We start from the raw sequence: 14,120 nt of genomic DNA on the forward strand, positions 1-14,120 counted from the left end.
AACGACTCGGTCTTTTCGTCGCCCGCGACTGATTGCCATGCTCGATTCCGTTTCCACCTCCTCAATTGCCGCACGCGCGCCCCGTTCGGACCGGCAATCGCAGCTGGACGCCCTCCGCCGCGCTTTTACCGGGCTCGACACCGAGTACCCGCTGGCCGACGGCACGACGGCCCCGCGCACCTACCTCGACAGTGCCGCATCGACCCTGCGCTGCAGCGCGGCCGACGACATCGTCCGGCGGGCCCTCCGCCACTACGCCAACACACACTCGACGCTGCACGCCGGGGCCCGCATCATGACCCACCTCTACGAACAGGCGCACGAGATTGTGGGGCGCTTCGTGGACGCCCCGGACGACTACACAACGGTCTTCACCGGGAGTGGGGTGACGGGCGGCCTCAACCGCATGGCCCGCGTGCTGGCCGAGCGGCGGCCCGAGCGTGACCTCGTCATCACCACCCTCATGGAGCACCACGCCAACGACCTGCCCCACCGCAAGCACGTCGGCGAGGTGGTGCACGTGCCGTTGGAAAACGATCCGGACGGGGAGGCCGGACGCGTGGACCTTTCTGCGTTGCGGGCCGCCATCGACGAGCACGCCGACCGGCTGAACTACGTGGCCGTCACGGCGGCGTCGAACGTGACCGGCATCGTCAACCCGGTCCACGAGGTCGCCCGGCACGCCCACGCGGCGGGCGCCCTGTGTGTGGTCGACGCCGCCCAATCGGCCGCCCACGTGCCGATCAGCGTGCAGGGACCCGACGCGGCCGAGGCGCTCGACGTCGTGTGCATGAGCGGGCACAAACTCTACGCGCCCGGCAGCCCCGGTGTGATCGTGGCCCGGGAGGCCCTTTTCGAGGGGCTGGAGCCGCAGGTGGTGGGGGGCGGCATCGTGGATCGGGTGGAGACGGACCGCTACAAGATTACAGACGCGCTGCCGGAGCGGGAGGAGGCGGGCACGCCCAACCTGCCCGGGGCGCTGCGGCTGGCCGCTACGCTGCAGCTGCTGGGCCGCATTGGCATGGACCTCGTGGCGGAGGACGAGCGCGAGCTGGCCCAGTACGCGCTGGAGCGCTTCGCGGCGATCGACGGCCTCACGATCTACGGGTCCCACCGGCTGGAGGTGGCCGACCGGATCGGGGTCATCGCCTTCAACCTCGCGGACCTGCCGCACGGCCTCGTGGCCGCGGCGCTGAACGACTACTTCGGCGTCGCCGTGCGCAACGAATGCTTCTGTGCGCAGCCCTTCGTGCGCGACTTGTTGGGCCGAGCGAGCACTCCCGGAGGGGCCGCCGGCGGCGCGGAGTGTGGGCCCGAGACGCAGCCGGGCATGGTGCGGGCCTCCCTCGGCCTGTACAATACGGAGCAGGACATCGATGCGGCCGTCAAGGCGCTGTCCGACCTTGCCGCCCGGCCCGACTGGTACCGGGAGCAGTACCGCCCCCGCCTCGACGGCAGTGGCGACTGGGTCCACCGCTCGTTCGAGCACCCGCCCGGGCAGGCGTTCTCGTTGGAGGAGGAGGTGGACGCGTGGCTTCAGTCGGCCACCTAGCGCCCCGCCTCACCCTACGCTGCAGCCGCAGCGGTCGCCTCGTCGACGACCTTCTCCTGCACGTGGCCCGGCATCTGCTCGTAGTGGCTGAACTTCGTATGGTGCAGGCCCCGGCCCTGGGTGAGTGAGCGCAGCGTGGTGGAGTACTGGTGGAGCTCTGCCTCCGGCACCTCGGCAGTGATTTTTTGGAACGCCCCCTGCGTGTCGATGCCCTGCACGCGTCCCCGCCGCGTGTTGAGGTCGCTGATAATGTCGCCCGTGTAGTCGTCCGGGGTGGTGATGGTAACCGTGCGGATGGGCTCCAGGAGGACCGGGCCGGCCTTCTGAAAGGCCTGGCGGAAGCACTCGAAGGCGGCGCGCTTGAAGGCCGCCTCGTTCGAATCGACCGGGTGCATGTCGCCGTCGTGGATGACGATCCGCACGTTTCCGACGGGAAACCCGGCCACCGGCCCCTCCTCCATGGTGTTCAGGACGCCCTTCCGGATGGAGGAGAAGAACTTGTTCATGTCGATAACCCCGCCGACGATGGCGTCGACGAAGTGGATCTCGGCGCCCCACTCGGTTTCGACCGTCTCCTCCCCCCGCACCTCAATCGCGTCCGGCGGGTCGAACGCGCCGTCGAGGGGCTCGACGAGCATCGAGATGTCGGCAAACTCCCCGGCGCCGCCCGACTGCTTCTTGTGGCGGTGCTCGGCGGCCGCCCGGTTCTGGATCGCCTCGCGGTAGGAGATGCGGGGGGCTACGAACGCGACCTCCACGCCGGCCTGCCGCTCGAGGCGCGACTTGGCGATCTGGAGGTGCATCTCGCCCACGCCGCTAAGGGTAAGCTGGTTGAGCAGCGCATCGTGGTTGAAGACCAGCGACGGGTCTTCGTCGGTGATTTGATGGAGGCCCCGGGCGAGCTTGTCCTCCTGCCCCTCCTGCACCGGCCGCACGGCCATCCGGTAGCGGGGGGCGGGAAACTGGATGGACGGGATGACGACGTCGGACGTCGGGGCCCGGAGGGTATCGTTCGTGGTGGTGTCCTCCAGCTTCACGAGCGCGCCAAGGTCGCCGGCAATGAGGCGGGGGACGTTGTTGCGCTCCTCCCCGTTGAGCGCGTAGATCTGACCGACGCGTTCGGTGGCGCCGGTGCGCGCGTTTTCGAGGTCCTGGCCCGACTGGAGGGTCCCGTCGAACACGCGGACGTACGAGTATTCACCGACGTGCTCCTGGGCCATCGTGCGGTAGACGAAGGCCACCGGGTCGTCGTCGGGGTCGGCCGTCAGCTCCTGGCCGCCCTCGGTCTGCAGCAGCCGGCTGGCGGGGGAGGGGCACACCGACCCGATGAAGTCGAGAAGGCGGGAGACGCCGACCTCCTCCGTCGCGCTCGTGACGAAGACGGGATATAAGTCCCGCTCAATGATGGCCGCCCGGAGCCCGTTCCGCATCTGGTCGTCCGTCAGCTCGCCCTGTTCGAAGTAAGCCTCCATGAGCCGGTCGTCACTGGCGGCGATGTCCTCGACGAGCGTCTCGTGGAGCGTGCGGGCCTCGTCCTCAAAGGCGCCGTCGATCGGCTGCACCTCCGGCTCGGTCTCGCCCTCCGGGTAGTACAGCTGGCGTATGCGCAGCACGTCGATCAGGGTGCGGGTGCCCTCCCCCGCGGGCAATTGGACCACCGTCGCCCCCGGCCCGAACCGGTCCTCAATCTCGTCGACGATGCTCCGAAAATCGGCGCTCGCCTGGTCGATGTGGTTGAGGACGAACAGGGAGGGGGTCTCGGTCTGCTCCCCGTAGGACCAGGCCATTTCGGTCCCGACCTCGACGCCCGAGCGGGCGTCCATTACGTAAAGCGCCGTGTCGGCCACCCGGACGGAGGCGATCACCTCGCTGGCGAAGTCGGGGTAGCCCGGCGTGTCGAGGATGTTGATCTTCGTGTCGTCCCACGAGGCGTGAAGCAGCGTCGCAAAAATCGACATCTGCCGCTCCTTTTCGCTCTCGTGGTAGTCGCTCTGGGTCGTGCCGTCGGGCACGGAGCCGACGCGCGAGATGGCGCCGCTGGCGTGGAGCAGGGCCTCGGTCAGGGCGGTTTTGCCGCTGCCCTGGTGGCCGACCAGGGCAATGTTGCGGATCTGTTGGGCGTCGGAAACGGTCATGGGGACTGGGGGGATTTCCGCAGAACGGCTGAGAAGAGACGGCGGGGCAGAAGCGGCTGATCCACATTCGGACTTCCCCGATTCTTTAAGTTCAAAAAAAGAAAAGGCGGAATCAAGATGGGGACCGGGGCAGAACGGGGCATCCCCGACTGCCAAACGCATGAACCCAGAAGCATGGCCCTCGGCGGCCGAATGGACGTGAAGAACAACCGGGGCCCATTGCGAAACACGGGTTTGGGGGTTGGGGTTCTGAAATTGTCCATTCCCCACAGACTGTGCCCTCACCGCCATGGCTTCGTTCGCATCGTATCAGACTCACCTCAAGGCGTTTGGGATTGGCATCGTCCTCGCCGCGCTGGGCGTGGGGGCCTACCTGCAGTTTGGCCCGTCGGCATCGGCGGGCCTGCCGACAGTGACGGTGTACAAGAGCCCCTCGTGTCAGTGCTGTTCGGAGTGGGTCGCCCACATGAAGGAGGAGGGCTTCGAGGTCGAGGTGCAGTCGAAACTACGCATGAAGCCTGTGAAGAAGCAGGTGGGGCTTCCCGCCTCGCTTGCGGCCTGCCACACGTCCGTGGTGGGCAACTATGTGGTCGAGGGGCACGTGCCGGCGCAGGAGGTGAAGCAACTGCTCCGGGAGCAGCCGGACGTCCGAGGCCTCAGCGTGCCGGGCATGCCCGTCGGGTCCCCGGGCATGGAGCGGGGGAATCGGGTGGAACCGTACGAGGTTGTGACGTTCACCCCATCGGGGGAGACCACGGTGTTTGCCCAATACGGACAGTAGGCCATGTCTCGTCCCCCTTCCCGCCGCCGGATGATGTGCGCTCGGGTTCTGCTACTGCTGTCCGTGACCGGGCTCGTCCTGGCCTGCGGGACGGGGCCATCGTCGGGGGGCTACGAGCAGGCCGTCATGCAGGACCGCGTGCAGCGGGACATGCAGATGCGGGAGAAGGAGAGCGTACTGCCCCCCGGCCGCCGGGAGGCCTTCCGAGGGCTCAACTTCTACGAGGTGGACCCGGCCTACCGGTACACAGTGCCGCTCCGGCGGTTCGAGACGCCCGACACGGTGATGATCCCCGAGAGCACGGGCGATCTGCGCCCCCAGCAGCGGGTCGGGGAGGTCACGGTGCCGCTCCCGGAGGGGCCGGAAGAGCTGGTCGTGTTTCGCGGCGAGGGCGATATGCCGCGCGGGCGACTGTGGATTCCGTTTGCCGACTCCACCAACCGCCACGCCACGTACAAGGGAGGGCGCTATGTGGACCTGCGCCCGACCGATTCGGACTCGGTCGTGGTCGACTTCAACCGGGCGTACAATCCCACCTGCGCCTACAATCCGGACTTCGCGTGCCCGCTGCCGCCCCCGAAGAACCGAATCGCCGTGCCGGTGGGGGCGGGGGAGAAGCGCCCCACCTTCGGAGGATAGGGCGAATTGCATCTGCGAGCCGAGGCAAATACCTTGCAGGCCTGGCCAGGGGTACCCGTTGCTCGTCGAGCACGGGCTGAGACATACCCTTCGAACCTGATCCGGCTCGCACCGGCGCAGGAAGTGCTTCGGCACCGTCCGGAGACGCGTGCATGAGCGACGTACCGTCTGGCTCTACCGTATTCCTCGTACCAGGAAGCCAGTCTCTCATGCGTGATCTCGACTCGCAAGTTGTCGTCATCACCGGGGCCAGCCGTGGGCTCGGCGCCGCCATTGCCCGGGCCTTCGGGCGGGAGGGCGCCCGCGTGGTGGTCAACTACTACCAGAGCCCGGATCGGGCCGAGGCCGTCGCCGCCGACATCGGCGACCGGGCCCTGCCCGTCCAGGCCGATGTGCGCGACCCGGACGCCGTGCAGGCGATGATCGACACCGCCACGGGCCACTTCGGGGCGCCCGTCACGACCGCCGTCCACAATGCCCTGATCGACTACCAGTTCGACGCGGCACATCGGGAGACCGCCGATACCATCGACTGGGCGGACTATCAGGCGCAGGTGGAGGGGTCGGTGAAGGGGGCCCTGCACCTGCTCCAGGCCTGCCTTCCCGAGATGCGGGCGGCGGGGGAGGGGCGGTTTGTGGGCATCAGCTCCAACCTCGTACAGGCCCCGGCCGTCCCGTACCACGACTACACCACCGGCAAGGCGGCCCTTCTCGGGTTCACGCGCAACATGGCGGGCGAGCTCGGAGCGGAGGGCATCACCGTGAACCTGGTGTCGGGCGGGCTGCTCGACGAGACGGACGCCAGCGCGGCCTCGTCGGACGCCGTGTTCGACGCCATCCGCCAGAACACCCCGCGCGGCACGGTGACCACCCCGGAGGAGGTGGCCGACGCGGTGCTCTTCTTCGCGTCCCCCTGGGCCCGGGCCGTCACGGGGCAGAACCTGATCGTGGACGGCGGCCTCGTGATGCAGTAGCCCCCGCCCGAATCGTGCTCCCCTCACCTCCATCCCGCGCTCGTGATTCTTCTTGCCCTCGAAACCGCAACTTCCACCTGTGGCGCGGCCGTCCTGGACGGCGACACGGTGGTTGCGGAGGCCCACCTCCACCGCCCCCGTGTGCACGCCGAGCGCCTGACCCCGCTGGTCGAAGATGTGCTCGACCACGCCGACGCGACGCCGGCGGCCCTGGATGCCGTGGCCGCATCGATGGGGCCGGGGTCGTACACGGGCCTCCGCATCGGGGTGAGCACGGCAAAGGGATGGGCGCTGTCCACCGACGCGGCGTTCGTGGGGGTGCCGACGCTGGCGGCCTACGCCGCCCAACTGCGTCCGGTCGCCGCGCCCGGAGATGTAGTGTGCGCACTGCTCGACGCCCGTCGGGACGAGGTGTACGCCGGGGCGTACCGGCGAACGATCGAGGGAATGGAGGAGCACGCGTCCCCGACGGCGCTGCCGGTCGACGACCTGTCCGGCTGGGTGGGGAGGGTGGACGGGCGGCTGTGGCTCGTCGGGGACGGGGCGCCGAAGAGTCGGGCGGCTCTCGGCGACGCGTTCACGTGCACGGTGCTCCCCGCCGACGAGAGGCCCCCGTCGGCGGGGGGGGTGGCCCGCTGCGGCCGCCGGCAGCTTGCGATGCACGGCCCCGACGACATGGCGACGGTCGAACCGTTGTACGTAAAAGACGTGCATGCCACCCCGGCCCCGTCCCCCTTCGACTGAGTTTCGTTTGGACTTTACGGGCGGCGTTTCTGATTTTCTGCTAGGGCGATCCCCGCCCCCTGGGCCCCCTGCTGGTTCGCACACGATTTTTCCCACTCGTCACCTCCCCTGCTATGCCCTGGTTTCGGCGCGAGAAGGCCGGCATTCGTACCACCCGCGAAGAACAGAATGAAATGCCGGAGGGGCAGTGGGTGAAGTGCCCGGAGACCGGCGAAATCACCAACCGGCGCGAACTGGAAGAAAACCTGCTCGTCTTCCCCGGGTCGGGGTACCACTTCGGGATGGACAGCCACCAGTACTTCGGCTTCCTGTTTGACGACGGCGACTACGACCTGCACGACACCGACCTCCGCTCGGTGGACGCCCTCAATTTTGAGGACCGCAAGCCCTACAGCCAGCGGCTGGAGAGCGCCGTGGAGGAGACGGGCCAAAACGAGGCCGTTCAGGCGGCCACCGGCTCCGTTGGGGGACATCCCGTGTCGATGGCGGGCATGGACTTTAGCTTCATTGGGGGATCGATGGGATCGGTCGTTGGGGAAACTGTGGCCCGGGCGATCAAGCGCGCCTACACGGAGGGCATGCCGCTTATTACCATTGCCCAGAGCGGCGGGGCCCGCATGATGGAAGGGGCCCTCAGCCTCATGCAGATGGCCAAGACGAGTGCGCACCTTACCCGGCTCGACGAGGCGGGGCTGCCGTTCATCTCCATCCTAACGCACCCCACCACGGGCGGCGTCACGGCCTCCTTCGCAATGCTCGGGGACATCCACATCGCCGAGCCGGACGCGCTGATCGGGTTTGCCGGGCCGCGCGTGATCCGGGAAACGATTGGGTCCGATCTGCCGGAGGGGTTCCAGAAGTCGGAGTTTTTGCAGGAGCACGGGTTCGTCGACATGATCGTGGACCGGCGTCGCCTCCGCCGTCGCATCATCCGGCTGCTCAACCTCCTGATGGAGTAGGCTGCCCCCTCCATTTTCGCCCCGTCTTGGTGCCGGCCTCCGCTCGTTGAGACCGGCCCTTTATTTTTTTGTGCGGCGAAACGTTATCCTTCCCGACGGGCAGAGAAGATTGGTCGGGTCCCGTCCCGACCCGCCACCTCCAGACCGGGAGGCCCTCTGCGTGGGGGCCGGACATCAGGCCACGATCGGACCGTGAAAGGCCTTCCCGAGCGCCCAGGTCTCATTACGAGGGTGTGAAGAATGCCTGGTGGCATCTCCGAAACCCCATCGACGGAGATGGCTATCATGGAATGTCGTTCGGTCTTGATTCTCGCTTCGTACTTTCCGCGGATACCTCCTCCGATCCTCATGAAACGAATATCGCTCCTCCTCAGCATCGCACTTTGTCTCGTGGTCTGGGGCCTCCCCGCTTCGGCCCAGACGACGCCCACCGGTTCGGCCGTTCAGATGAACGGCTTTAGCCGTGCCCTGGATGTGGAGGGCGACCGGGTGTTCGTTGGGGAATCGCAGAACATCCACACCCCTGGGCGGGTGTACGTCTACGAAGACGAAATGGACGGCTGGACGGAAGCCGCCTACTTCGAGGCGACCGACGGTGAAGTCGGCGACAGCTTTGGCTCGGCCCTCGACGCGGCGGGCGATCAGGTCGTTGTGGGGGCCCCGTCGGCCAACGCTGCCTACGTGTTTGAACCGGGCGCGGACGGGTGGGCCCAGAGCGCCCGCCTGACGGCTGCCGACAGCACCTCGGACTTCGGGCAGAGCGTGGTGCTGGACGGCGATCGGCTCTTCGTCGGTACCTCCGCGACCGTGTCGATGACGGAGGGGGACACGCTGACGACTGGTGCCGTCCACGTCTTCGAGCGGCAGGACGGGACTTGGCAACAGACCGAAACGCTCCGGAGTGAGAAGGTGGGGGCGGACGCCGGGTTTGCGAGTGCCCTGCTCACGTCCGGGGACCACCTGCTCGCCACGGCGCCGCAGCACGAGGGAGGGGCCGTCGTGGCCTTCCACCAGGGCACCGACGGCTGGACGGAGCTCCAGACCATCACGCCCGGAGAGCTAAGCAGCAACGCCCGATTTGGTACGGCGATCGAGGCGGTCGGGGATCAGGTGCTCGTCGGCGCCCCGCGGGCCTACGACGCAACGGGGCTGGCGTACACCCTCTCGTTCGACGCGGAGGCGGAGAGCTGGACCGTCGACGGCCGGCTTCTTCCGTTCGACGGTGCATCCCGTCACCTCTTCGGGGCGGCCTTCGCCTACAACGGCACGGACCTGTGGGTCGGGGCGCCGGGCGCGTCGGACCGGAGCGGGGCCCTCTACCGCTACGGACACAGCGAGGGGGCCTGGACCGGCGTCACCCGGGTGACGCACCCCGGGACGGAATCCGGCAATGGACTGGGGGCTACGCTCGCAGGCAATGAGGACGTGCTTGCGACGGGGCTGCCAGGGGACGACCACGGAGCCGGCACGATGGGGCTCTACGCCATCGCGTCCGGCGAGTGGACTCGCACGACCCCCATTGCCCCCTCGACCGGACAGGCCCTCAGTGCCATGACGGGCGAGGAGCGAGACTGCACGGACGGCAGCGTCGCCCAGTTCTCCTGTGAAGGCGTCGACATGAAATCCTTCCTCCCCATCAAGGCCATTGGCGGTGAGCGCGGCATCAGCCTGAACGACATCTGGGGCTGGACCGACCCGGAGACGGGAACGGAGTACGCCCTCGTAGGCCGGACCGACGGAACGGCCTTCGTGGACGTGAGCAACCCAACCAATCCGCGATTCGTGGGCGAACTGCCGCTGACGGAGGGCGCCCGGATTAACTCCTGGCGGGACATCAAGGTCTACGACAACCACGCGTTCGTGGTGGCGGACAACGCCGGGGATCACGGCATGCAGGTCTTCGACCTGACCCGTCTCCGCGACGTGGACGCCGACCAGATGCCCGTGACGTTCGACCACGACACCCTCTACGATCAGGTCAACAGCGTCCACAACGTGGTCATCAACGAGCAGACGGGCTACGCCTACGCCGTGGGCAGTAGCGGCGGCGGCAAGACCTGTGGCGGCGGGCTCCACATGATCAACATTCAGGACCCACTCAATCCCACCTTTGAGGGCTGCTTCTCCGACCCCTCCACGGGCCGCTCCGGCACCGGCTACAGCCACGATGCCCAGTGTGTCGTCTACGAAGGCCCGGATCCCGAGTATCAGGGCCGCGAGATCTGCGTCGGCTCCAACGAGACGGCGATCAGCGTCGCGGACGTCACCAACAAGGACAGCACCTCGGCCATCTCGACGGCCTCGTACCCGGATTACGGCTACGTTCACCAGGGCTGGTTCGACGAACAGCAGCGCTACTTTTACCAGAACGACGAGCTGGACGAGCTGCAGGGCAAGGCGGGTCAGACCCGGACGCTGGTGTGGGACATGAAGGACCTCGACAACCCGAAGCTGGTGAACCAGCTGTACCTGTCCAACGAGTCCTCCGACCACAACCTTTACGTGCGGGGCACCACGATGTACCAGTCCAACTACAAAAGTGGACTGCGCATCCTCGACATCAGCGACCGCGAAAGCCCAGAAGAGGTGGCCCACTTCGACACGCAGCCGTACGACAGCAATGAGGCGGGCTTCCAGGGCTCCTGGAGCAACTACCCGTACTTCGAAAGCGGCATCATCATCGTGTCGAGCATTGGCGAGGGCCTGTTCGTGTTGGAGGAATCACAGCAGGAGCTCTAGAACAGGGTGTCGGGGCCCGCGGCGGCATCGTCCGCGCGGCCGCACTGGTTTGATTTTCCCGAACCGATATTCTCACGCGTGATCATGCGTCGTTTCCTTTCGCTTTTGATCGTCGGCATGCTCCTGTGCGCCACACTTCCGGCGTGGGGGCAGGCCTCAAGCCCGAAGCTGTACGTGTGCAATCAGGGCGAGGCCACCGTCTCGGTGATCGACATGGCGTCGATGGCCGTCGAGACGACCGTTGACCTCAAGGAACGCGGGTTCTCGGAGAACGCGAAGCCGCACCACGTCGTGGCCGAGCCCGACGGGAGCCACTGGTACGTGAGCCTGATCGGGGCGAACACGATCCTCAAGATAAACCGGCAGAATGAGATCGTTGCGCGCCTCGACGACTTCGAGGTGCCGGGGCTTCTGGCCCTCGATCCGTCGAAGGACGTGCTGTACGCGGGCCGATCGATGAGCGCCGTGAACCCGCCGAAGAGCCTGGGCATGATTCAGCGGTCCGACATGGAGATCATGGAACGGGTCGGGACGTTTTTTCCGCGTCCTCATCCCCTGGCCGTGACGCCAAACGGGGAGCACGCCTTCATTGCGAGCCTGGGCACCAACCAGTTGATGGGCATCAACACGGACACGCGCGAGACGCAGCTGACGCGGCTGGAGGGGACGACCCAAACCCCGGTCCAGTTTGCGGCGACGGCCGACGGGGCAACGCTCATTGCCGGGGGCCAGAAGACGGGCCAGCTCCTCGTGTTCGACGCCAGTGAAGCCCCGTCCCTGTCCGTGACCGACACCCTCGCGGTGGGGAGCCAGCCGTGGCATCCCGTCATCGGTCGCCAAAGCGGCCTGGCTTACGTCCCGAACAAGATGTCGAACTCGATTAGTGTGGTGGACGTCGACAACGCGTCGGTGCAGGCTACGATTCGGGGGGACGGCCTCGCCCAGCCCCACGGCACGGTCCTCTCGGCCGACGGACGGCATCTCTTCGTGTCCAACAACAACCGCGAGGGCACCTACGAGCCCCGTGGAGACAATCCCGAGGCCGGAACGGTGACGGTGATCGACACGCGAACCAACGAGATCGTGAAGGTAATCGAGGTGGGGACTTATCCCACCGGGGTTGGCACCTTTGGCGGGGCGCAGCCCACTGGCTCCTAGCGGCCGGTCGAATCCTCGTGCTCCGCTGACGTGACTGCCCTTGTCGTCTCGATGCCACATGCTCGTGCCTTCCTCGTCGGCCTCATCGGAATCTTCCTGGTGGGCTGTGCCGGGTCCTCGCAATCGGTGTCTCCGGACGCCTCGTCGGCCTCGTTTCCGGACGACTACCAGCGCGTAGTGGCGCCGTCCATTGAGGTCGCCGACACCGACGGCGCCCTCATTTCGAACCCGTTCTACGGCGGCTTCAACGCGCCGCGCCCGCAGTTTGTGGACATTGACGGGGACGAGGACTCGGATCTCTTTGTCCAGGAACGTCCCGGCCAGCTCGCGTTTTTCGAGCACGTCACCGAGGGGGACTCCTCGCGCCTCGTGTGGCGCACGGACCACTACCGGGACCTGCAAATCGGCGAATGGTACCGGTTTGCGGACCTTGACCAGGACGGGGTGCCCGATCTGCTCACGGAAGAGCCGTACAGCCATCTCCGCGCCTATCGGAACGTCGGCTCGGCCACGGCGCCGACGTTTGAGCTGTACGCCGACACGTTGCGGACCGTGGAGGGGGAGCCCATCTTCTCGGACCGTCAGAACATCCCGAACGTCACGGACCTTGGCTGCAACGGTCGGCTGGACCTCTTCCTGGGGCGGCTCGACGGGACCATCACCCGCTACGAGTCGGTCGACGGGACGGAAGGCATGCCCCAGTTCGCCCACGTGACGGACGAGTTTGAGGGCATTAGGATTGTCGGGGGGACGGGCCAGAAGGGGCCGTCGCTTCACGGGGCCAACACCCTCACCTTTGCGGACGTGGACGGCGACGGCGATTCCGACTTGTTCTGGGGCGACTTCTTCGAGCCTGGACTGCTCCTCATCGAGAACACGGGGACCTGCGGCAACCCCGTTCTCAGTGGACAGCCGGAGCGCTTTCCGTCGTCGAATCCGCTTTTGACCAGCGGGTACAACGCCCCCGCCTTTACCGACTGGTCCGGCAACGGACGCCCGGATTTGTTCGTGGGGGTCCTCGGGGGATCGAGCGGGTCCAACAGCAGTCTCGCGGACAACTTCTACTTCTACGAGCACACGGCGGACGGATATCAGCTCCGGACGCGCCAGTTTGCGGGGGGAATCGACGTGGGGAGCGAAAGCACCGTCGCCCTCGGGGACATTCAGGGAGACGGCCAGACCGACGTGCTCGTGGCAAACAAAATCGACCCGACCCAGGGCGAGACTTCTCTGGTGTACCCGCTGACCCCCACCGGTGACGACGGCCCCCCTCGCCTCCGGAAACGTTCGCCCCTGGACCTGCCGGACGCGTACCGTTACGCCCCGGCCCTCGCTGACCTGAACGGCGACGGGACCGACGACCTCATTCTCGGGACCTGGCAGGGCGCCCTCTCCTACCACGAGAACCAGGGCGACGGCACGTTTGACGCGGTCGATGGGGCCCTGGAAGGCCTGTCGGGCGGGAGCAACGTCGTGCCGGCCCTGGGAGACGTGACGGACAATGGCGCGCCGGACCTCGTGCTGGGCACTGCCAGCGGGACCCTCACGCTCCACCGCAACACGGGGGGGGAGGCGTCCCCGAATTTCGCCTCGGAGGGCGTCACGCTCGCAGAGCTGAACGGACGGGCCGCCCCCACGCTCCACGACGCGACCGGCGATGGGCGGTTGGACCTGCTGGTCGGGACGAAGACGGGGCTGGTCCTGCTTCGCAACCAGGGCGGCACCGATGGCTTGAAGTTCGGGCCGCCCACCTCAGTTAACCTCGACGGCATTCCCCGAAATGCTACGCCAGCCTGGGGGGACCTGGACGGGGATCGCAGAACGGACCTCGTCGTGGGGGGGAAGCGTGGCGGGCTTGTCCTCTTCCAGCCCTCGTCCGCCACGGAGTAGAGGGACTTGGGGCGCTCGTGCCCGGGATCATCACCACAGCCCCGTGAGCACATCCCCGAGCGAGGTCGACGAGGAGGTGCCGTCGTCCGGGGGGGACGCCCCTGCCTCGTCCAGTGCCTGATTCAAGGCGCGCAGGCCAGAGCGGAACTGATTCGTAAGCCGATCGCGCGTCTCCTCCGATAGGGCCTCGTACGCCCCGTCCCGAAGGGCCGTCAGGGCGCGGCGGTGGTGTTTCCGGGCCCGTTGCAGTTCCTCCTCGGGCCGGCCCTGCAACTGCTCGACCGCCTCCTCAAGACTCGATGCGGGACGGTCGAGAGGCAGCTTGGCGGGCGAAAACGAGCCCTCGGAATCGGGAGACGCCTCGTCAGACTGAGCGGACACCGTGGGGGCAAGCATATTGGAAAGAGCGCAGGCGATGGGCGACGTACCGACGGGCATGCGAATTCGCGCCGGCCTGCTGACTTAGGCCGACACAGAATAGAAATAGGCATCCTTTAAATATGGAACCGCTTCCAAACTAGGAGTGCGCCCACATCTTTTTGTCAGAAA

11 protein-coding genes are annotated in these 14,120 nt (G+C 67.0%); 9 read left to right on the plus strand and 2 right to left on the minus strand.

The genetic code is table 11. The features are described from left to right. Positions 1-37: 37 nt before the first annotated feature. Positions 38-1,552, plus strand: coding sequence for an aminotransferase class V-fold PLP-dependent enzyme (locus OJA40_RS13955; RefSeq protein ID WP_208425955.1), 1,515 nt, complete (start codon positions 38-40; stop codon positions 1,550-1,552). Between the two features lie 14 nt (positions 1,553-1,566). On the opposite strand, the gene OJA40_RS13960 is transcribed toward OJA40_RS13955, so the two are convergent. After that, positions 1,567-3,687 (minus strand): elongation factor G, encoded by a 2,121-nt coding sequence (locus tag OJA40_RS13960; RefSeq protein WP_208425956.1) that lies wholly within the window; start codon positions 3,685-3,687, stop codon positions 1,567-1,569. A 289-nt stretch (positions 3,688-3,976) separates the two neighbouring features. Between OJA40_RS13960 and OJA40_RS13965 the strand changes: the two genes are divergently transcribed. The 8 genes from OJA40_RS13965 (at position 3,977) to OJA40_RS14000 (ending at position 13,571) form a co-directional block, all read left to right on the plus strand. Next, positions 3,977-4,468 carry a DUF411 domain-containing protein gene (locus OJA40_RS13965; RefSeq protein WP_208425957.1) on the plus strand — a complete coding sequence of 164 codons (492 nt, stop codon included), beginning with the start codon at positions 3,977-3,979 and terminating at the stop codon, positions 4,466-4,468. Between the two features lie 3 nt (positions 4,469-4,471). Then, positions 4,472-5,107 carry a DUF1684 domain-containing protein gene (locus OJA40_RS13970; RefSeq protein WP_208425958.1) on the plus strand — a complete coding sequence of 212 codons (636 nt, stop codon included), beginning with the start codon at positions 4,472-4,474 and terminating at the stop codon, positions 5,105-5,107. Positions 5,108-5,316: 209 nt separating this feature from the next. Then, positions 5,317-6,081: a 3-oxoacyl-ACP reductase gene (locus tag OJA40_RS13975; protein ID WP_263792584.1), complete on the plus strand. Its 765-nt coding sequence runs from the start codon at positions 5,317-5,319 to the stop codon at positions 6,079-6,081. 42 nt (positions 6,082-6,123) lie between these two features. Next, on the plus strand, positions 6,124-6,825 hold the full coding sequence (gene tsaB, locus OJA40_RS13980; RefSeq protein WP_208425960.1) for a tRNA (adenosine(37)-N6)-threonylcarbamoyltransferase complex dimerization subunit type 1 TsaB: 702 nt from the start codon (positions 6,124-6,126) through the stop codon (positions 6,823-6,825). 113 nt (positions 6,826-6,938) lie between these two features. After that, entirely contained in the window at positions 6,939-7,784 is an 846-nt protein-coding gene (gene accD, locus OJA40_RS13985) for an acetyl-CoA carboxylase, carboxyltransferase subunit beta (RefSeq protein ID WP_013061687.1), read from the plus strand. A 348-nt stretch (positions 7,785-8,132) separates the two neighbouring features. Next, complete coding sequence (locus tag OJA40_RS13990; protein ID WP_263810923.1) at positions 8,133-10,523, plus strand: choice-of-anchor B family protein; 2,391 nt, start codon at positions 8,133-8,135, stop codon at positions 10,521-10,523. Positions 10,524-10,607: 84 nt separating this feature from the next. After that, positions 10,608-11,681 carry a YncE family protein gene (locus OJA40_RS13995; protein ID WP_263810924.1) on the plus strand — a complete coding sequence of 358 codons (1,074 nt, stop codon included), beginning with the start codon at positions 10,608-10,610 and terminating at the stop codon, positions 11,679-11,681. 51 nt (positions 11,682-11,732) lie between these two features. Continuing rightward, on the plus strand, positions 11,733-13,571 hold the full coding sequence (locus OJA40_RS14000; protein WP_208425962.1) for an FG-GAP repeat domain-containing protein: 1,839 nt from the start codon (positions 11,733-11,735) through the stop codon (positions 13,569-13,571). Between the two features lie 30 nt (positions 13,572-13,601). On the opposite strand, the gene OJA40_RS14005 is transcribed toward OJA40_RS14000, so the two are convergent. Further along, positions 13,602-13,952, minus strand: coding sequence for a hypothetical protein (locus OJA40_RS14005; protein WP_263792579.1), 351 nt, complete (start codon positions 13,950-13,952; stop codon positions 13,602-13,604). Between the last annotated feature and the right edge of the window lie 168 nt (positions 13,953-14,120).

The sequence above is a fragment of the Salinibacter pepae genome (assembly GCF_947077775.1).
Classification (GTDB): domain Bacteria; phylum Bacteroidota; class Rhodothermia; order Rhodothermales; family Salinibacteraceae; genus Salinibacter; species Salinibacter pepae.

What these genes read in the sequence shown, in the direction of transcription:
- OJA40_RS13960 (WP_208425956.1), bottom strand. Translation starts at nt 3,687, where the DNA reads ATGACCGTTTCCGACGCCCAACAGATCCGCAACATTGCCCTGGTCGGC.
- OJA40_RS13975 (WP_263792584.1), top strand. Translation starts at nt 5,317, where the DNA reads ATGCGTGATCTCGACTCGCAAGTTGTCGTCATCACCGGGGCCAGCCGT.
- accD (WP_013061687.1), top strand. Translation starts at nt 6,939, where the DNA reads ATGCCCTGGTTTCGGCGCGAGAAGGCCGGCATTCGTACCACCCGCGAA.
- OJA40_RS13990 (WP_263810923.1), top strand. Translation starts at nt 8,133, where the DNA reads ATGAAACGAATATCGCTCCTCCTCAGCATCGCACTTTGTCTCGTGGTC.
- OJA40_RS13970 (WP_208425958.1), top strand. Translation starts at nt 4,472, where the DNA reads ATGTCTCGTCCCCCTTCCCGCCGCCGGATGATGTGCGCTCGGGTTCTG.
- OJA40_RS13955 (WP_208425955.1), top strand. Translation starts at nt 38, where the DNA reads ATGCTCGATTCCGTTTCCACCTCCTCAATTGCCGCACGCGCGCCCCGT.
- OJA40_RS13965 (WP_208425957.1), top strand. Translation starts at nt 3,977, where the DNA reads ATGGCTTCGTTCGCATCGTATCAGACTCACCTCAAGGCGTTTGGGATT.
- OJA40_RS13995 (WP_263810924.1), top strand. Translation starts at nt 10,608, where the DNA reads ATGCGTCGTTTCCTTTCGCTTTTGATCGTCGGCATGCTCCTGTGCGCC.
- OJA40_RS14000 (WP_208425962.1), top strand. Translation starts at nt 11,733, where the DNA reads ATGCCACATGCTCGTGCCTTCCTCGTCGGCCTCATCGGAATCTTCCTG.